The sequence below is a fragment of the Myroides guanonis genome (genome assembly GCF_900114085.1).
GTDB lineage: Bacteria > Bacteroidota > Bacteroidia > Flavobacteriales > Flavobacteriaceae > Flavobacterium > Flavobacterium guanonis.
On record NZ_FORU01000018.1, the window covers coordinates 22792 to 40131 of the forward strand.

At 32.2% G+C, this 17340-nt stretch carries 18 protein-coding genes; 7 read left to right on the forward strand and 11 right to left on the reverse strand.

What is annotated here, in order from left to right:
• Positions 1-34: 34 nt before the first annotated feature.
• Positions 35-2512 carry a DUF5686 family protein gene (locus BM024_RS12685; RefSeq protein WP_143077779.1) on the reverse strand — a complete coding sequence of 826 codons (2478 nt, stop codon included), beginning with the start codon at positions 2510-2512 and terminating at the stop codon, positions 35-37.
• 10 nt (positions 2513-2522) lie between these two features.
• On the reverse strand, positions 2523-2939 hold the full coding sequence (gene aroQ, locus BM024_RS12690; RefSeq protein ID WP_090681076.1) for a type II 3-dehydroquinate dehydratase: 417 nt from the start codon (positions 2937-2939) through the stop codon (positions 2523-2525).
• A gap of 379 nt (positions 2940-3318) precedes the next feature.
• Between aroQ and BM024_RS12695 the strand changes: the two genes are divergently transcribed.
• Positions 3319-3927, forward strand: coding sequence for an outer membrane beta-barrel protein (locus tag BM024_RS12695; RefSeq protein ID WP_090681079.1), 609 nt, complete (start codon positions 3319-3321; stop codon positions 3925-3927).
• A 92-nt stretch (positions 3928-4019) separates the two neighbouring features.
• The gene (locus BM024_RS12700) at positions 4020-4943 is read left to right on the forward strand and encodes a site-specific tyrosine recombinase (RefSeq protein ID WP_090681082.1); all 924 of its coding nucleotides are present in this window, start codon (positions 4020-4022) and stop codon (positions 4941-4943) included.
• Positions 4944-5005: 62 nt separating this feature from the next.
• On the opposite strand, the gene BM024_RS12705 is transcribed toward BM024_RS12700, so the two are convergent.
• The gene (locus tag BM024_RS12705; protein ID WP_090681085.1) at positions 5006-5839 is read right to left on the reverse strand and encodes a universal stress protein; all 834 of its coding nucleotides are present in this window, start codon (positions 5837-5839) and stop codon (positions 5006-5008) included.
• Positions 5840-5991: 152 nt separating this feature from the next.
• Between BM024_RS12705 and mnmE the strand changes: the two genes are divergently transcribed.
• The 4 genes from mnmE to BM024_RS12725 all read left to right on the forward strand — a co-directional run bounded on the left by mnmE (position 5992) and on the right by BM024_RS12725 (position 9683).
• Positions 5992-7383, forward strand: coding sequence for a tRNA uridine-5-carboxymethylaminomethyl(34) synthesis GTPase MnmE (gene mnmE / locus BM024_RS12710; protein WP_090681087.1), 1392 nt, complete (start codon positions 5992-5994; stop codon positions 7381-7383).
• Between the two features lie 196 nt (positions 7384-7579).
• Positions 7580-7807 carry a hypothetical protein gene (locus BM024_RS12715; protein ID WP_090681090.1) on the forward strand — a complete coding sequence of 76 codons (228 nt, stop codon included), beginning with the start codon at positions 7580-7582 and terminating at the stop codon, positions 7805-7807.
• 422 nt (positions 7808-8229) lie between these two features.
• On the forward strand, positions 8230-8448 hold the full coding sequence (locus BM024_RS12720; RefSeq protein ID WP_090681092.1) for a Sec-independent protein translocase subunit TatA/TatB: 219 nt from the start codon (positions 8230-8232) through the stop codon (positions 8446-8448).
• Between the two features lie 287 nt (positions 8449-8735).
• A complete protein-coding gene (locus BM024_RS12725; RefSeq protein WP_245753890.1) occupies positions 8736-9683 on the forward strand; it encodes a hypothetical protein in 948 nt (315 codons plus the stop codon).
• Between the two features lie 52 nt (positions 9684-9735).
• Here the strand turns inward: BM024_RS12725 and BM024_RS12730 are convergent, their stop codons facing one another.
• The 7 genes from BM024_RS12730 to BM024_RS12760 are packed head-to-tail and all read right to left on the reverse strand — an operon-like array spanning position 9736 to position 15124.
• A complete protein-coding gene (locus BM024_RS12730) occupies positions 9736-10257 on the reverse strand; it encodes a 4'-phosphopantetheinyl transferase family protein (RefSeq protein ID WP_090681094.1) in 522 nt (173 codons plus the stop codon).
• Entirely contained in the window at positions 10254-10508 is a 255-nt protein-coding gene (locus BM024_RS12735; protein WP_090681097.1) for an acyl carrier protein, read from the reverse strand. The genes BM024_RS12730 and BM024_RS12735 overlap by 4 nt, the downstream gene beginning before the upstream one ends.
• Entirely contained in the window at positions 10505-11788 is a 1284-nt protein-coding gene (locus BM024_RS12740) for a beta-ketoacyl-[acyl-carrier-protein] synthase family protein (RefSeq protein ID WP_090681101.1), read from the reverse strand. Before BM024_RS12740 ends, BM024_RS12735 begins: the two co-directional genes overlap by 4 nt.
• Entirely contained in the window at positions 11782-12219 is a 438-nt protein-coding gene (locus BM024_RS12745; RefSeq protein ID WP_090681107.1) for a 3-hydroxyacyl-ACP dehydratase FabZ family protein, read from the reverse strand. Before BM024_RS12745 ends, BM024_RS12740 begins: the two co-directional genes overlap by 7 nt.
• 18 nt (positions 12220-12237) lie before the next feature.
• Positions 12238-13290, reverse strand: a complete 1053-nt coding sequence (locus BM024_RS12750) for a type III polyketide synthase (protein ID WP_090681109.1) — start codon at positions 13288-13290, stop codon at positions 12238-12240.
• Complete coding sequence (locus tag BM024_RS12755; RefSeq protein ID WP_090681112.1) at positions 13287-14000, reverse strand: methyltransferase domain-containing protein; 714 nt, start codon at positions 13998-14000, stop codon at positions 13287-13289. The genes BM024_RS12750 and BM024_RS12755 overlap by 4 nt, the downstream gene beginning before the upstream one ends.
• Complete coding sequence (locus BM024_RS12760) at positions 14000-15124, reverse strand: NAD(P)/FAD-dependent oxidoreductase (protein WP_090681116.1); 1125 nt, start codon at positions 15122-15124, stop codon at positions 14000-14002. The genes BM024_RS12755 and BM024_RS12760 overlap by 1 nt, the downstream gene beginning before the upstream one ends.
• A 304-nt stretch (positions 15125-15428) precedes the next feature.
• Here BM024_RS12760 and BM024_RS12765 point away from each other — a divergent pair, with 304 nt between their 5' ends.
• Positions 15429-16289, forward strand: coding sequence for a CPBP family intramembrane glutamic endopeptidase (locus BM024_RS12765; RefSeq protein ID WP_090681118.1), 861 nt, complete (start codon positions 15429-15431; stop codon positions 16287-16289).
• A gap of 114 nt (positions 16290-16403) precedes the next feature.
• On the opposite strand, the gene BM024_RS12770 is transcribed toward BM024_RS12765, so the two are convergent.
• Positions 16404-17210, reverse strand: a complete 807-nt coding sequence (locus BM024_RS12770; RefSeq protein ID WP_090681121.1) for a class I SAM-dependent methyltransferase — start codon at positions 17208-17210, stop codon at positions 16404-16406.
• Between the last annotated feature and the right edge of the window lie 130 nt (positions 17211-17340).

Below are 17340 nucleotides of genomic sequence, written 5' to 3' on the forward strand. Positions count from 1 at the left end.
ATCCGTACTGTCTGGTGATAAAGATTGATGTTTTTTATTTTTGGATTAAATCCAATACTTTAATACCTAGAATTATTCCTTGATCTTTAAAGCCTCCATTGTAATTAGACCTAAAATAATCAATTCGAAATGGTCTAAATTTACCGAATCCAAAATTATTTAAACCGATACTGAACTCTTGATATGGAGATTTGTCCTCGACTGTTAAGTGATGAAAACCTAATATAAGAGAATATCGAGTTTTATTTAAAATAGGAATCTTATTAATAATGAAGCCCTTAAAGTCGTGTTCAATATGATACTCAATATACGATTTCCGAGTACTATATTCATAATAGGGTAATAAATTGAATTGCTTATTGTAATCAGGGCTAGAGCCAATCGGCGTTTCATTACCGTAAAAGTGCTTATAATCCATGAAAGCAATATCATTTTGCTCGATAAATTTTCCTGTGTCAAAACCAAAGCTTAGATTTCCAATAGAGCCAATGGAGCTGTTGTATTTAGTAGATAGCGAAATAAATGTGTAATCATACTTCTTAATACTAGAACTTAAACCTTTTTCCAATTGAAGTGAAAGGACAGGATATTTAGAGTTTCGGATATATTGCTTTTGATTTGAGTAGCTTATAATTTTTTGATCGAAGACCAATTCGATACCTGCGTTAAATTTAAAAATGCTATGTGACTCAAAAGGAGCGTCTGTGTAATTTGAGTCGTCTATAGGATTGTTTGAGCTGAAATTTAAACTTGGTACAAATGGAGGAGAAATAATGTTGTTAAACAAAGGCGTTCTGCTTGCGTATTCAAAGCTTGATTTTAATTTTAAACCGGTAAAAGCATATTGTTCATAAGCAATTTTAATAAAATCTTTTTGATAATATTTAGCAAAGTTCTTTCCGAACCAAGCGCCTGCAATAGAGTTAATAATGTTTTTGATAGGAGCTTTTTCTTGACCAAATTGTTCAATAATCATTCCACCAGAAAGGTTAAGAGTGTTATAATTCTTCTTATTAAACATATGAGAGGCAAAACCGGAAAAACGAGGTTTGTCTTCCTCAATACCATAACTCAGAACTACACCTAACTCTGTTTTACGCTCGTCTTTTCTGTTTTGTGTAAATACTAATCCAGTATTTACATTAAAGCCTTGTACGGGATTAAAAGCAAAAGAAGATATAAGTCCTTGGTAAACGTATTTTCTATTTTTGAATGAGTTGTGGTACTCATAACCTTTTATTAATTTAAACAAGGTAAAAGCGTTAGTACCACGGTCGATAGAATCTAAGACTAATTTCACATTTCTACTTTCCAATAGTTGTTCGCTTCTGTCAAATCGATTGGATTCTCTTTCAGTTAAAGGGATTTTTCTGTGCATTACCCAAAAATAATCTCCCTTTTTACTAAAGTCTTTCTCATATTGAATTAGTTCTCTAGTAAAATCAGATTTTGAAAGAGTGTCAACAATCTTATAGTTCGTAAAAGTTGATTTAAAACTACCGTAATAATTGAAAACAAGAAATTTTCCTTTCAAATCTAAGTATTGTTTATCCTTAACCCATGTTTGATGTTTTTCGTCAAATACGAAATTTTGTTGTAAATAAAATTCGTCCACTTTCGTAACACCAATATTAGCAGCTTTAATCTTTGCATCGACGGCATATAACTGCCAAGAGTCCTTAACTAGATAGATGAAACCTTCCATAACCGGTTCGTTACTTCTTTTAGGTGTAACTTTAATCTGATATATGGTATGGTTGTTAGATTTAAAACTTCTTTCTAATTGAAAAAAGTAATAGCTCGGAGCAATAGGTGCAAGAGGGGAAATCACTTTTAGAGTTGGAGAAATTTCCTTTCTATAAAAATCAATATGTGCATCTGTTCCCGTAAGAAATTCTAAACCATTGTTATTACCACTTTCTTTCATACCCAAAACTCTTTCTTTGAAATAGTCAGGTTTTTTAAAAGTTAAAGATGAAGAAAGTTCACTTAAATAGAAAAATTTATCATGAACAGTGTCGGTGTCAAGAGCTGGATTTAAGTCTTTGCGTTCCTGTCCTAAAAATTTAGCTCTGTTATTACTTAGTTCTAAAGAAGCTTTTGAATAAAAGTCAACAGTATATTTGCTCATTTCAGCAGTTTTTCGGTTTTTACTAGCTGCTTGAACAATGAAGAGAGCGAAAGGGTCTAGTGGTTTTGTAGAAAAAAAATTAGGATCTAGTATGGTAGACTCTAAAGCTATTTCGATTTTGTTAGAAGATCTTTTGGGGTGCCAGCTAATTTTTTTTGTTTCGTAGGTCTCCTTTTGAAAAAATATATAAGTGTTTTTGGCAGGTTCCTCAATAGTGAAGTTACCCCATTTATCTGTAAATGTAAGCAGAGTTGTGTTTTCAACAAAAACAGCCACTTGTTCGAGAGGAACTCCTTTATTTGAAATAATACGACCCGAAATTTGAGCCAATGCATTCAAGTGAAGAAGTAATAACGTTAAAACAAGAAGGAGTTTGTTCATTTAGGTTATTTTAATACAAAAAGGATTGAAGTGCTAGTGTGTAGCTATTTAAACCAAAACCAGATATAGAACCTTTACATACAGCTGCAATATAAGAATGACTTCTAAAAGATTCTCTTGAATGTACATTAGAGATGTGAACTTCAATAACGGGGCTTTCAATTGCACTGATTGCATCTGCTATCGCTATTGATGTGTGTGTGTATGCCCCTGCATTCAAAATGATGCCATCATACTCAAATCCGTATTTGTGTAATGAATCTATTAATTCGCCTTCATGGTTACTTTGAAAATAGGTGAAAGAAACTTGTGGAAACTGTTCTTTTAGTAGCAAGAAGAATTGATCAAAAGATTGATAGCCATAAATACTAGGTTCTCTTTTTCCTAATAAATTTAAATTAGGTCCGTTTAGGATTGCTATTTTCATAGGATTGTAAATGTATGATACAAATATAATTAAAATTCGAAGAGGTTTACTAGGTATTATGAACCTTTAAAGCGTTTGGAATACAAGTTAAAACGCAAGAAACGGTATAGTAATTGCATTTGATCGATTATAAAATATTCACTAAAACTATAAGACACAGTAGATGTGAATTATTATATAAGTTACCTAGTTGAGTGATTTAAGATTTTTAACATTAAAACTTGTCATATACTTGGTTTTTTATGTAATTGCAAGTGAGTATGTTAGTGATGATTGTAAAATATTGTTTATTGTAAATGTTATATTTATGTAAAAATGACATTATCTTCATGTAAACTTTTGTAAATTTGTCTAGTTAATAATTCAAAATAATCTAACAATGAAAAAAATTGTATTATCATTAGCAGCTGTTTTAGCTTTCGGATTAACTGCTCAAGCTCAAGACAAACCTACTTACGGATTCCAACAAAGTGATGTGTTCGTAGAAGGAAATTTCGGATTAAACTCTACAAACGATAAAAACACTGAAACAAAAACATCTAGCTTTAACTTTAACCCAAAAGTTGGTTATATGCTAAATGACAAATTTGCAGTTGGAGCTTCTTTCCAAGTTGGTAATGAAACAGAAAAAGTTGCAGGTGTTAAAACGGAGAAATTTAATAACTTCTACGGAGGTGTTTTCGGACGTTATAATTTCTTGGAATTAGGTAATCGTTTCCATACTTATGCTGAAGTTGGAGTTGGATTCAACCAATTAAAAAATGATATCGCTGACGTTAAAGCAAAAGGAATTAGCACTGGATTACATTTAGGTTTTGATTATTTCTTAACTCCAAATGTAGCTTTATCTTTCACTTTGGCAGACGTTATTTCATATGATTCTATGAAAGAAGATGGAAAAGAATCAGTTAGTGAATTCAATGCAAATATCAACGTGTTTGATAACTTCTTTGATTCTGCTAAATTTGGTTTGATCTACAAATTCTAATTTAGAATTATCTTATCTTAAATAAGGAAGAGGAACTGTGAAAGCAGTTCCTCTTTTTGTTTTGTGTATCTTTGATTTTTAAAGCAGTGTTAATGATACATAAAGATTGGGACTACTATTTAAGCAGTTTTCGCACTTATCTCAAGCTTGAAAGAGCTCTGTCTGAAAATTCTATTGCCAATTATACATTTGATGTTGAGCGTTTAATAACATATTTAGCTCAATATAATGAAGTTATTAGTCCACTAGAAGTTACACCCGATTTAATTCAGGCATTCTTATATCAAATAAATGCAGAAGTTGCTCCAACTACTCAATCACGTATTATTTCTGGTTTAAAAAGCTTTTTCAATTACCTGCTACTGGAGCGTTGTTTAGATAAGTCTCCTATGGATTTAATAGAAGTACCAAAAACTGGACGCAAACTACCCGATGTTTTAGCTTTAGAAGAGATAGATTTATTGATGGAAGGAATAGACCATTCTACTCCAGAAGGATATAGAAATCGTGTGATTTTAGAAACACTTTACAGTTGTGGGCTGCGAGTGAGTGAGCTTACGCATTTAAGAAAATCGGATTTGTTTTTCGAAGAAGGATTTATAAGAATTATTGGAAAGGGAGAAAAACATCGTTTTGTTCCTATAGGTCCCGATACAATGGGATTTATAAATAGATATATGCAAGAGATAAGATCTCATTTAAAAATAGATTCTAAGTACAGTGATATTGTTTTTTTGAATAGGAGAGGTAGGCAACTTACAAGAGCGATGATATTCACTATCGTTAAAAATGCAGCAGTAGAAATAGGGTTAAAAAAACAGATAAGCCCCCATACATTCAGACATTCATATGCGACTCATTTATTAGAAAATGGAGCGGATATCCGTGCTATACAGTTGCTATTAGGTCATGAGTCTATTACCACTACTGAAATTTACACACATGTAAATAGAGAACATTTACGCTCGGTCTTGGAGAAATTTCATCCTAGAAGTAGTTCAGTAAATGAAAAGTAAAAAATAACCCCATTTCATTTTGAAACAGGGTTATACGTAACAATTAATATAAAGATATGAAATTACTCTTCATGGAATGCTAATACTGGAGTGTCCATATGATAACTCAATTTACGAGTCATACTAGAGCTGAACAGTTTTTCAAAAAAGTTTCTACTTCTAGTAACAGCGACAACCAAGTCAATATCTTCATCATCCATAAACTCAAAAATAGCCTCGTCAACGGTTTTACTAGTTATGAAATGGAAAGAAATAGGTTCATTTTCATATCGTTCTCGCCATTCTGCAAGCTTTTGACCGTTAATGGTAGTTTTTTCTGAAGAGATATGTAAACATTCTATTTCAGCCTCAAAAACTTTTGCAATAGGAATAAGCTTATCTAATATCTCTAAATCCTTGTCTTTAAAAAGAGTAGTAAAGGCTATGTTTTGTATTCCATGAAATACTGCATTATGAGGAACGCTTAAAACAGGAATATGTAGCGATGAGATAGCATTAGCTGTGTTTGAACCTAAAAGTTTTTTGTCAAATCCTGAGTTTCCATTAGTTCCCATGACAACTAGGTCAATATTTTCTTCCTTGACGCATTTTTTTATAATTGAATTTAAAAACCCTTCTTCTAAAATGTATAACATAGGAACATGTGATAAACCTTGTTCTTCTGCAATCTGTCTAATGAAAGGTACCTGGTCTTTAAAGTTCTCAAACTTGCCGAGTTCAATCGTTTTATAAACATCTTGAACCATTACAGGGTTGGCAGTCGCAGAAATCACAGGCATTTCATATGCGTGTAATACATAAAGAGTAGAGCCATATTTTTCAGCCATCTTTAAAGCATAAACCAAGGCATTATTAGCAGTAGTTGAAAAATCTGTAGGAAATAGTATCTTTTTCATAGTAATCTAATTTGGTTTGTTCCATAAAGATAAGAATATAGTTTGATTTTTTTTAAAAATGTAAGCTTTAAATCATCTAGAACTACTAAAAAGAGCATTTTAGAAAACAGACGATAAAACCGTATATTTGCACCTTTAAAGATTGAATGAATATGATTTTACAAGATACCATTGTAGCCCTTGCTACTCCTTCAGGAGCTGGAGCTATTGCTGTTATAAGAGTTTCTGGAAAAAATGCAATTAAAGTAGCGGAAGAAGTTTTTGAATCGGTGAAAGGGAAGAAGTTAACAAAACAGAAAACGCACACATTGCATTTAGGACATATAGTAGATGGTGATCGAGTAATAGATCAAGTATTGACATCTTTGTTCAAAGGGCCTAACTCTTATACGGGTGAAGACACCGTTGAGATATCTTGTCACGGCTCTACATTCATTCAGCAGCAAATTATACAATTGCTATTGAGAAAGGGTTGTAAAATGGCACAAGCAGGGGAATTCACTATGCGTGCTTTTTTAAACGGCAAGTTAGACCTTTCTCAAGCAGAAGCTGTAGCAGATCTTATTGCTTCAGATAATGAAGCAAGTCATCAGATAGCTATGCAACAGATGCGCGGTGGTTTTTCTAGTGAAATAGCTAAGTTGAGAGAAGAATTATTAAACTTCGCATCTCTAATCGAGTTAGAACTTGATTTCTCTGAAGAGGATGTAGAATTTGCAGACCGTACTCAGTTTCGTGAACTCATTCAGCGCATAGAATTTGTATTAAAAAGATTGATAGATTCGTTTGCAGTAGGAAATGTTATTAAAAATGGAATACCAGTTGCAATAGTGGGAGAGCCCAATGTAGGTAAATCAACACTATTAAACGCATTGTTGAACGAAGAACGCGCAATTGTATCAGAGATAGCAGGAACCACTAGAGATACTATTGAAGATGAATTGGTAATAGATGGAATTGGCTTTAGATTTATAGACACTGCGGGAATACGCGAGACGAAAGATGTGGTAGAGAGCATTGGGATTCAAAAAACATTTGAGAAGATAGAAGCAGCCCAAGTTGTAATTTATTTAATAGACGGAGGTAAATTGAATGAAAGCACACTGGAGAAGATTAAAGTAGAGGTAGAGAAATTAAAAAATCAATATCCACTAAAACCTTTATTAGTAGTTTGCAATAAAAGAGATTTATTAAGTGAAGAGCAAATAACTAGCTGTCAGACATACATACCAGAGTTATTATTCATGTCTGCTAAAGAAAAAGAAGGTGTAGAGGGGTTAAAAGACAGTTTATTGAGCTTTGTAAATACTGGAGCATTGAGAAATAATGAAACTATTGTAACCAACACCAGACATTATGATGCGTTGTTAAAAGCATTAGAAGAAATTGAAAAGGTGAAATGGGGGTTACAAACAAATATATCAGCAGACTTAATGGCAATAGACATTCGTCAAGCACTTTATTATTTCGGTGAGATTACTGGTCAAGTAAGTAATGATGAACTGCTTGGTAATATTTTTGCTAATTTTTGTATCGGGAAATAAGATATTTGTAATTATATTTTTATAAAGCGTTGTAGTATTAACTACAACGCTTTTTTTTTGGATATTCTTGTGTAAAGTAAAACAGTAATACTAGTTTTTAGACCTAAATTGATTTAACACTTTAATGTTTAAAAGACGATTATGAAATATAGTACTTCCTTCATCTTCTATAGCAAATAGTATTTGTGTTAGGTTTATGTTTTTTTTCAAATTTGCTACGCTCAAGTCTTACCAATTTATTTTTACCATTCTCGGTACTGATGATGTAACTACTAATGATATTGAAGAACATCTTTTTTGCTTTACTTCCAATTTCGGTCAAGTAGACTCAAAAAGCAAAACGTGTAAACAACGTGGAATAAAGAATGATGACCAAAAAGAAGGTGAGTCTAATCAAGGAGCTCAAATGGGAGGTGCTATATAATATTTTATTATTTCAATTTTATTATTTTAAATTCATGAACCCTAATTCTGATTTTTTAGAATTGGGTTTTTTGTTTTTAATCGAATCACTTTTAAATAATCTAATACAGCAGTTCTATTTGTCAAATAGGCATAAGAAGAGTTATTTATCGATATTTTTTTATATAGATCTGGATATCAGAGATTATTTTCAAAATTAATACTTATAAAATATTGTTTGAGTTTCGATGTAATCTCCTCAATTTGTTTTGTAAAAAGCTTCAAACCTTGCTAAATAGTTAAACTTTTAATTTGTTTTAATGAGAGGTACGTGCTGAAATTAAAATAGTGTAACTTCATTGTATTCAAATATATAGGTAAAAATAAAGAACGGATTATATAAATAATTACATTTGTTTTTTTGTAATATTAATTATTCATACTATGTATTCACTATTAGTATTTCTTGGAGCGATAGCTCCTTCTGAATTTATCTTAGTTATTGCAATTGTGTTGTTGCTGTTTGGTGGTAAAAAAATTCCAGAATTGATGAAAGGTTTAGGAACTGGTATCAAGGAATTTAAAAATGCCACAAAAGAACATAACAATCCAACTGCGAAAGCGACGACACAAGATCAGGAAGAACAATTTAAAACAGAGTAATAACACTCTTTTTAATAAAAAAAACACTAAGAAATTAGTGTTTTTTTATTATTCTCTAGGTTGATGTTATATTACTACGTGATTTTGTAAAGGAGTTTGATTTATGGTCGACAAATCCATAATTCTTGAATTAAGAATACTTTTTAAAACCCTAAAGTGATTAGAACTTTAGAGTTTTTTTTAAAATAAAAGTCATAATTCAAAAGGAATTAAATTGGCACAATTATGGTAATCTATTTATTGAAGGCACATCCGCTAATTGTTGGATGTAGTTAAAAGATAATCATATGAAAAAAATAAAAAAATCCATTTTAGCATTAGCCGTTATCATGACTGCTTTTGCAGCTTGTAATAACGTAGAAAATAAGAAGAGTGAAACATCTGAGACATCAGAAGAAGCTGTTCAAGAATATACACACGAATGTTCTATGCATCCTGAAGTAAAGGGAATGGAAGGGTATAAATGTACTAAATGTGGTATGGATTTACAACCCATTAAAAAAGATGAGATTAAAGCGTTAAAAGTTGATATTTCATCAAAACAAGGAGTTATTGAATCTGGTAAACCAGTCAACTTTTCTATTTCTATTACTGATAACGGAAAGAATGTTCCATTAGAAGTGCAACACGATATGAAAATGCACCTTTTGGTTGTAAATGAGGAGTTAACTTGGTTCGATCATATTCACCCAGAAGAACAAACAGATAGTACTTACAATGTTTCAGAAACATTTCCATTTGCTGGAAAATACTTAATGTTTACAGATTTTAAAGCTGTTGGAGCATCTGGTATTGTAGATAAACAAGAGATTGAAATAAAAGGTATCCCTAGTAATCAAGTGGCTAAGTTGGACCCGAAATATGTTTCTAAAGTAGGTGGTTATACTGTAACATTACTCAACGGTGAAGATTTGAAAACCAATAGACCCCAAGATTTAAAGTTTACAATTGAGAAAGATGGTAAACAATTTCAAGTTGCAGATATGCAGAATTATCTTGGAGCAACTGCCCATATTGTGATGATTAGTCAAATCGATAAGGATTTTCTACACATTCATCCCATGTCTGATAAACAACTTCCAATTTATGCTGAAACAAGCATAAATAAACCTGGTGTTTATAGAATGTGGGTACAGTTTAAAATTGATGGAAAATTACAAACCGCTGATTTTACCGTTGATGTTTCGGAAGGAGAAAAAACTAGTGAAGCTCATAGTGGGCATGATCATCATTAAGTAAATTGTACGATTAAAGTAAATAGCTAATATTATCTAAGTACCAAGTATATTATATGCTTGGTACTTTTTTGTTTTTAATTAAAACGACTTTTTCAAAACGACCGTGATTGCTAATCGAAACTGCTTGTTGATGTTTATTTTGGGCTGACAGTAGATATGGGATACCGTGTTCGTCTTTTCCGATTCCTCTTCTTTCAATTTGTATTATATCTTCCAAATCGTTTAAAGAAGTAACAGCAACAGTATGTAAAAATTCTATTGAGATGTCGGTTTTAGTGTAGTAAACCATGTCTAAAAATCTAACTATCCCTGTAACACAAGTAGTAGTTTCGGTTAGTATTAGGCATTCAAATTTTTGAGGGATAAATTCTCTTCTTTTAGTTTGGCGGTTGTGTATTTTATATGCGGCTTCTTTCATGCTCCAAAACAACCATACGATAGTTTCAGAATTTGAATTATTAACTATTAACCTTTGCTCTTTAGTTGTGAATAGTTTTTGAATAAAGCCTTTGCGTTGCCAATCACTTTCACGCCGACTCAGAGATAAATCTATCACATCATTGCCAATCATTTTGCGTCGAGTTTGCTTTGAATGATAGCAACAGCGGTTTTAACATCGAGCATACGTTGCATGTCTGTAGTGTCAATTAATATGTCGAAAGTTTCTTCAATATCCAATACAATATCGACTAAGTTGGCTGAATTAATGTTTAAATCACTAATGAAATCGGTATTCTCCGATAAGTTTTCATAAGCTTCGATATTAGATGTATAAGGTTTGATGATAACCTTTAATTTGGCAATTAGTTCGTCTTTGTTCATAATAGTTCGTTGTCAAATTTTTTTAATATTATACAGGCGTTTACATCTCCAAAGCCAAAACTAGCTTTAGCAATTATATTCAGATTATAATTTTTTGTTTTTAAGGGAACTTTTGAGGGACTTATAAGTGATGATATTTCTGGATGTAGATCCTCACAATTGGTATTGCCAAAAATAAAACCCTCGTGAAGCTGAAGTACAGCAGCTACGCTTTCTATACTTCCCGCAGCACTTAGACAATGTCCGGTCATACCTTTTAAGGAGTTTATATAAGGAAATTCATTTTCAAAACGATTCAATGCTTTTGCCCAGTTTTCGATTTCAAGACTGTCCTTTGTAGTTGCGGTGAGATGTCCATTTACAGCATCAATCTCTGTTGCGGAGATACCAGAGTTCTTAAGAGAATCGGTAATGCAACGTTGTACAGCAAGGCTATTGGGTGCTGTCATACTACCCGTTCCTCGTTGTCCACCTGAATTTACACTACCTCCTAATATTTCAGCGTAAATGGTTGCATTTCGCTCTAAAGCGCTTTCTAAACTTTCTATGACTAATGCTCCAGCACCACTTCCCGGAACAAATCCAGAGGCAGTAGCGCTCATAGGACGAGAACCTTGATTTGGAGTGCCATTATATCTTGAGCTGCAAACACGTAAAGCGTCAAAACCTGCCCAAATATAAGGACCACTATCTGAAGTACTACCAGCTAGTATGCGTTTTGCTTTTCCTGAACTTATTCGGTCATAAGCCATTAAAATAGCTTCTGTGCCCGTTGCGCAGGCTGAAGAGTTGGAGGTTACTTGGTTCCCAAGTCCAAGTTTTCCGCCAAGGTATGCACTGATACCACTGTTCATAGTTTGAGCTACTACTGTACTACCGAGTTTACGGGTTTGCAAATCATCAATCTTATAAATGCTTTCTCGGAATTTGTCAATGCCCGATGTCCCTGTTCCAAAAATGGTTCCCGTATCCCAGTCAGGTTCTGTGTTTTTTTCGATTGGTAATCCCGCATTTTCCCATGCCTCAATACCTGCTATGACTCCATATAGTATACCAGTACTATTAAATCCCCGGAGTTCGAGATCAGTAAAATATTTTGATTTTAGTTCGTCAGTTATTTCTGGCTTACCCGCTATCTGACAAGAAAACTGCAATTGTTGCAATTGTTCATCGTATCGTATACCTGAGACTCCATTTTTTATTGCATTAGTAAAAGCAGGGACTCCAATTCCGTTTGGAGCTACTACACCCAAGCCAGTTATCACAACTCTATTCATAATCTAGTTGTTATCATGCCAGCCAATATGCCTTTACAGACTTCTTGACCTGTTTCGTTTTTCATAACAACGTCACATTTTAGTTTACCGAATCTGAAATATATTTTTTGTGATGAGACGGTAACTTTTTCTTTGGGATATACAGGTTTTAGAAACTGCATATCAGCTGATGTAAATGCTATTACGGTATCTTTTTCTAAATTATTGTTCAACAAATGTATGCCCATGCAAACTAAACCTATCTGCGCCATGGTTTCGGTTAAAATTACCCCAGGAGTTACGGGATTATCTTTAAAATGTCCTTTATAAAAATCAAGGTTTTCATCAAAGGTATAGGTTCCTGAAATGCTATTTTCATCTACATGAAGTAATTCATCTACAAATAAAAATGGTTTGCTATAAGGTAATTGTGTTATAATATCATTTAAGTTCATCGTTTGTATTTTATAGGATTACCATTGTAATAAGACCCGTTGTGCTGAAAATCCAGGACCAAAGCTCAACATGAGACCTTTTTCGCCTGGCTGAGGTTTGGTGTCCATAATTCGCTCCAGAACATATAGAACTGTAGCGCTGGACATATTGCCATATTGTTTAAGAACTTCTTTAGTTTCATTAATGTTTTTCCCCAGACCAGAAAAAAGGGATTCAACTGTTGCAACGATTTTTTTACCACCTGGATGAAATATCATATGGTCTATGTCTTTGATTTCTAAATGGTTTTTTTGAAGAAATGGATGAATAATGTCTTCGAAATGAGATGCAATGATTTCTGGTACTTCTATATCTAGTATCATTTTTAAACCACTATTTGTAAGTTTAAAACCCATCATGTGTTCAGCATGATAGAAATGATACATCTGTTCATCAAGTATAGTAGGACCGCAGTCATCGTCTTGGGATGACAATAAGCAACAAGCTGCACCATCACCAAAAATGGCGGCACTCACAATATTGGCCATTGAAAAATCATCTAATTGAAAAGTTGCTGTAGGTGATTCGACAGCTATAACCGCAGCTCGTTTTCCTGGATTGGATTTGAGGAAATTTTTAGCGTATAGAATACCTGATATTCCAGCAGCACACCCCATTTCAGTAACAGGTAATCTTACAATGTCTTGTCTGAGTTTCATCTTGTTTATAAGATAAGCATCTAGTGAAGGTATCATAATTCCCGTGCAACTTACAGTGATAATGTAATCTAAAGATTGAGGATTCCAATTAGCTTTTTCAAGTGCTTTCTGAAGTACTTGTTCTCCTAAAAGAATTGCTTCTCGACAGTAAATGTCATTTTTATCTTCAAACGAAGTCGCTGTAAAAACTTCAGCGGGATCCATAATAGAATAGCGCTTGTCAACGGCGGCAGCTTCAAAAATCTTTTTTACTTTTTTGATAAAACGCGCATCTTGTTCATGCAACCATATATCTAAAAATGGAAGTATTTCATCGGTGGTACGTGAGTATTTTGGTAGTTGTTTTGCAACTGTTACTATCTTTACGTTCATATCTTATTGATTATCCATTGGTAGCGAAATGCCCATTTCCATTGAATGGTGTAATTCTTTAAGTTTAGTTTTTTGGAAAAATCTTCTAATTCATTTTTTTTGAATCCTCTTAATATGGAAATAAGTCCATCTTCTCGGGACATCTTGTTTAGACTAAAAAAAGTACATATTTTTTCAAAAAGCCAGTATGCTAATTTGTTGCGATGCAAATCGTTTATTACTATTCCTGTGCTTGCATTGTTATTAAAGGTAGCAATTAAATTCATTATTTTTTCATTAGAAAAATGATGAAGAGTAAGTGTACATAACACAATGTCGTATTTTAATAATTCGAATTTGTTGCTAAATACATCTGTACAGTGATATTCTATGTTGGGATAATTGCCAGAAAGTTTCTTGGCGTAATTTATAGTGAAATCATTGGCATCTATACCAATCATTTTAAAAGTTAAATTATTTTTAGAACCATAGTCAGCTAACATGCGAAGCATTTCTCCATTGCCACAACCTATATCTGCAATTATTATGGGCTTGGAAGTGTCACTTTTTGCTAATAATTGTTTTACGCCGTCAAGCGTAAGTTTATTACCACCTAGAAATCGATTGATGTGTGCGATTTTATCCAATGCTTTGATTAATTCTTCTCCTTCAAGTAAGAAATCATCCATTATCTCGGTTTGTTCTGATCTAAATTCTGTGTTTATAGTCATTATAGAGAAATTGGTTTACCATGAGTCTGTTTGATTATCCAAGGTAGGATTAATGGAAATGTCGTAGCTATATTGAATAATAGAGCAGTACTGGTTTTATGTTGGAGCATTTGTGATAAAAGCCTACCCATATATAAGCGTTTACCAAAATATCGTTGCCATTGTTCTTGGTATGTTTTTTCTAATAATTGTCTAGAAGTTATTTTTCCAGCATGATAATCTAAAACCAATTCCGATGCAATTTTAGCACTGTGTATCGCCATTGCCATACCATTACCACATAGAGGGTGAATCAGACCTGCTGTGTCTCCTATCATGAGTATATGGTGTTCTACAGCCTTTTTTTTGTCAAAAGAAACTTGACTAATGGTCAATGGTTTTTCAAATAAAGGAGTGCTGTTTTCAAAAATTGACTTGATATATTTGTTTTGGTATAGTACATTTTGTTGGTACTCTTCTATGTTTTTGTATTTCTTAAAAGTTTTTAGATTTGCTAAATAGCAAATGTTTATAATGTTGTTTTCTACTTTTGAAATTCCACAGTATCCACCATCAAAGTTGTGTAAAGAAACCATATCATTGGGATAAGTACCAGAATAATGAGCTTTTATTGCTAACCATGGGGCTGGATTGTTAATAAAATCACGTGTTAAATACTGGTCGATATTGGAACGCTTTCCATATGCTCCTAAAACAAGCTTAGTTTTTAAAGCTTGATTCTGCGTGGTAATTGTAAACAAATTCTCAACAAAGGAAATTGCTGTGACAGTATCATTAATAACAGTGCATCCATTTGAAACAGCTATTTGATATAAGTAATTATCAAGAGTGTAACGACTGATTCCAAAACCTCCTAAAGGTAATGGTGTTTTGATTGCCTTACCGTTGTGTGTTGTAAATTCAAGGGTATTAATTTGGGTGGGACTCATTTTTAAAATATCTACACCAATCGAATATAAATATGGTAAGATTTCATTGGAAACATATTCTCCACATACTTTATGGCGTGGATATTTAGATTTTTCAATCAAAACGACTTGCAATCCCTCTCTGGAAAGATGTATTGCAGCCGTAAGACCTGCTAAACCACCACCTATAATTATTGCATCGGGATTTGTTTCCATATACAGCAATTTAGTTAAAAAAAATGAAAATTTAAGAAGATTTTGAGTTTGTTGTTATTAGAAAAAGCAAAGGAGTAGAACCGAGCGTTAAGTTTTAGTTTGGTAGACTAAAATTGTGATAGAGCTAGTAGGAGGGGTGGTTTAGAGGAAATGTAGAAAGGAGCAAAGAGTTAAAATATAAGTGTTAATAAAAGGGATGTGAAAGCGAAAAGGATTATGTATAAAAGTGTAAATTCGCGTGAATGTTGTTAATACATAATCTAAATCTCTATTGCATAACTATAAATAGAGTATTGATATTTTTATGAAAAATATTTTATCTGAAGTTATAGCATTTGTGAGGTTTCCTACTGATGAAAGAATTGATAATTGGTCATTAAGAAAAAACCTCAAATACCTACTCTCAATATTTGTTTTTGAGTTAGCACTGAATGTTTTGGTTGTATTTCCAATCTTGTATTTTCTCAATGAAATCGAACCTCTAATTGTTGAAGAAGAAATCGATTATAAAAACAATACACTTTTAGGTACTTTAATAATAACTGGAGTATTAGTTCCGATTGTAGAGGAGTTTATTTTCCGGTACTTGTTGCGATATAATAAAGTATTTTCCTTTTTTGTCAATAGAGAAAAATGGAATATCTATTTTAAGTATCTAGTGTATCTTTCAATTTTAATCTTTGGATTTATACATAGTTCTAACTATTCAAATGAATCAGTTCTTTTTTATTTATTCCTTCCTGTTATTGTAGCTACTCAACTTATAGGAGGAGTGTTTCTAACTTTTTTGAGGGTTAGGTTTAATATGTTGACTTCTATTTCATCTCATATTTTATGGAATATATCCCTCACTTTGTTACCTCTTTTTATTGTGTTTTTTGAAAAACCTTATTTCAAAAGTCTAGAAGATTATTCTGTTCAAATAGAATATGTTATTTACAACAAAAAAGACAATCAAGTATTTAAAATAGATTCACTTGGTAGTAAAATATACAATATCGATATTAAGGAATATTCTATCAATCACATTTTAGATTCATTAAATGGCTATAAGAGAAATAAAGAAGATTATTTAATTAATATAAAACTCAGCTCAAAAAAAGGAATAAGTCTAAAAGATGTTGAAAGTGTTTTGTTAGATTACGCTCAATCAGAATTGGATTAAATGAAAAATTATATAGGTCATAGTTGTTCCTATTTAATTGATAGGAAATAATACTGCTCTTTACAGAGAAGTTTAAGTGATGCTAATTAATATCTTACTTTATTTTACTAAATTTTAAAGACTTTCTTTTGTTGCAACTATGGAATATATCATTGGTATTTTATTTTCAAGGTGTTTTATACGGAATTTTTTAGGTTCAAATTCAATCATATTACTGAACACATTGTATGGGGAATAATCATATTCCTGAACTTCATTAATTCTTAATGAGTTATTTAGTAAGCCAGTTAATACTTCACTCATGCTGTGATTCCAGCTAACATATGATTGTGAAATATTGGCTGTTTTATCGGCATAGGTTCCGCTTTCCGTTTCTACAATAGCTTCAACATTAAAATAATTATATCCAATCTTCTTAAAATTATCATCAAACATCCAAACTACTGGGTGGAATTCTACAAATACGAATTTGCCATTAGGTTTTAAAAAATTAGAAATTAGTTTACCCCATTTGTCTAAATCAGGTAACCATGTTATTGTTCCATAACTTGTAAAAACAATATCGAATTGTTTGTTTAAATGTTTTTCTAATTCATAAATATCGCAGCATATAAATTGAGCATCTGAGTTTGTTTCATTAGCAATTTTCCATGCATTTTCTATTGCTTTATCTGATAAATCCACTCCCGTAACTTCCGCACCGAGTCTACTTAAAGAGATACTGTCTTGTCCAAAATGACATTGTAAGTGTAGTATACTTTTTCCTTTTACATCCCCAAGTATTTCTAACTCTATCGGATTTAACGAAGACTCACCTTTTAAAAATCCTTCAAGATTATAGAACGAAGATTTTAGATGTGTTTCGGTTCTATTATTCCAAGAGTGCTTGTTTATTTCAATGTAGTTGCTTTCCGGATTCATATTAAAAATGTATTCAAGTTAAATTATGCTTTCAAAGTATTTCATTTAAAGAAGCAGTTAAATTTAGTCTTTTTTTTTAATTCATTTTTATAAGCGAGGAAGTAAATAGGGTGATTTGTTGATTTGTGAA

What these genes read in the sequence shown, in the direction of transcription:
- BM024_RS12685 (WP_143077779.1), bottom strand. Translation starts at nt 2,512, where the DNA reads ATGAACAAACTCCTTCTTGTTTTAACGTTATTACTTCTTCACTTGAAT.
- aroQ (WP_090681076.1), bottom strand. Translation starts at nt 2,939, where the DNA reads ATGAAAATAGCAATCCTAAACGGACCTAATTTAAATTTATTAGGAAAA.
- BM024_RS12695 (WP_090681079.1), top strand. Translation starts at nt 3,319, where the DNA reads ATGAAAAAAATTGTATTATCATTAGCAGCTGTTTTAGCTTTCGGATTA.
- BM024_RS12700 (WP_090681082.1), top strand. Translation starts at nt 4,020, where the DNA reads ATGATACATAAAGATTGGGACTACTATTTAAGCAGTTTTCGCACTTAT.
- BM024_RS12705 (WP_090681085.1), bottom strand. Translation starts at nt 5,839, where the DNA reads ATGAAAAAGATACTATTTCCTACAGATTTTTCAACTACTGCTAATAAT.
- mnmE (WP_090681087.1), top strand. Translation starts at nt 5,992, where the DNA reads ATGATTTTACAAGATACCATTGTAGCCCTTGCTACTCCTTCAGGAGCT.
- BM024_RS12715 (WP_090681090.1), top strand. Translation starts at nt 7,580, where the DNA reads ATGTTTTTTTTCAAATTTGCTACGCTCAAGTCTTACCAATTTATTTTT.
- BM024_RS12720 (WP_090681092.1), top strand. Translation starts at nt 8,230, where the DNA reads ATGTATTCACTATTAGTATTTCTTGGAGCGATAGCTCCTTCTGAATTT.
- BM024_RS12725 (WP_245753890.1), top strand. Translation starts at nt 8,736, where the DNA reads ATGAAAAAAATAAAAAAATCCATTTTAGCATTAGCCGTTATCATGACT.
- BM024_RS12730 (WP_090681094.1), bottom strand. Translation starts at nt 10,257, where the DNA reads ATGATTGGCAATGATGTGATAGATTTATCTCTGAGTCGGCGTGAAAGT.
- BM024_RS12735 (WP_090681097.1), bottom strand. Translation starts at nt 10,508, where the DNA reads ATGAACAAAGACGAACTAATTGCCAAATTAAAGGTTATCATCAAACCT.
- BM024_RS12745 (WP_090681107.1), bottom strand. Translation starts at nt 12,219, where the DNA reads ATGAACTTAAATGATATTATAACACAATTACCTTATAGCAAACCATTT.
- BM024_RS12750 (WP_090681109.1), bottom strand. Translation starts at nt 13,290, where the DNA reads ATGAACGTAAAGATAGTAACAGTTGCAAAACAACTACCAAAATACTCA.
- BM024_RS12755 (WP_090681112.1), bottom strand. Translation starts at nt 14,000, where the DNA reads ATGACTATAAACACAGAATTTAGATCAGAACAAACCGAGATAATGGAT.
- BM024_RS12760 (WP_090681116.1), bottom strand. Translation starts at nt 15,124, where the DNA reads ATGGAAACAAATCCCGATGCAATAATTATAGGTGGTGGTTTAGCAGGT.
- BM024_RS12765 (WP_090681118.1), top strand. Translation starts at nt 15,429, where the DNA reads ATGAAAAATATTTTATCTGAAGTTATAGCATTTGTGAGGTTTCCTACT.
- BM024_RS12770 (WP_090681121.1), bottom strand. Translation starts at nt 17,210, where the DNA reads ATGAATCCGGAAAGCAACTACATTGAAATAAACAAGCACTCTTGGAAT.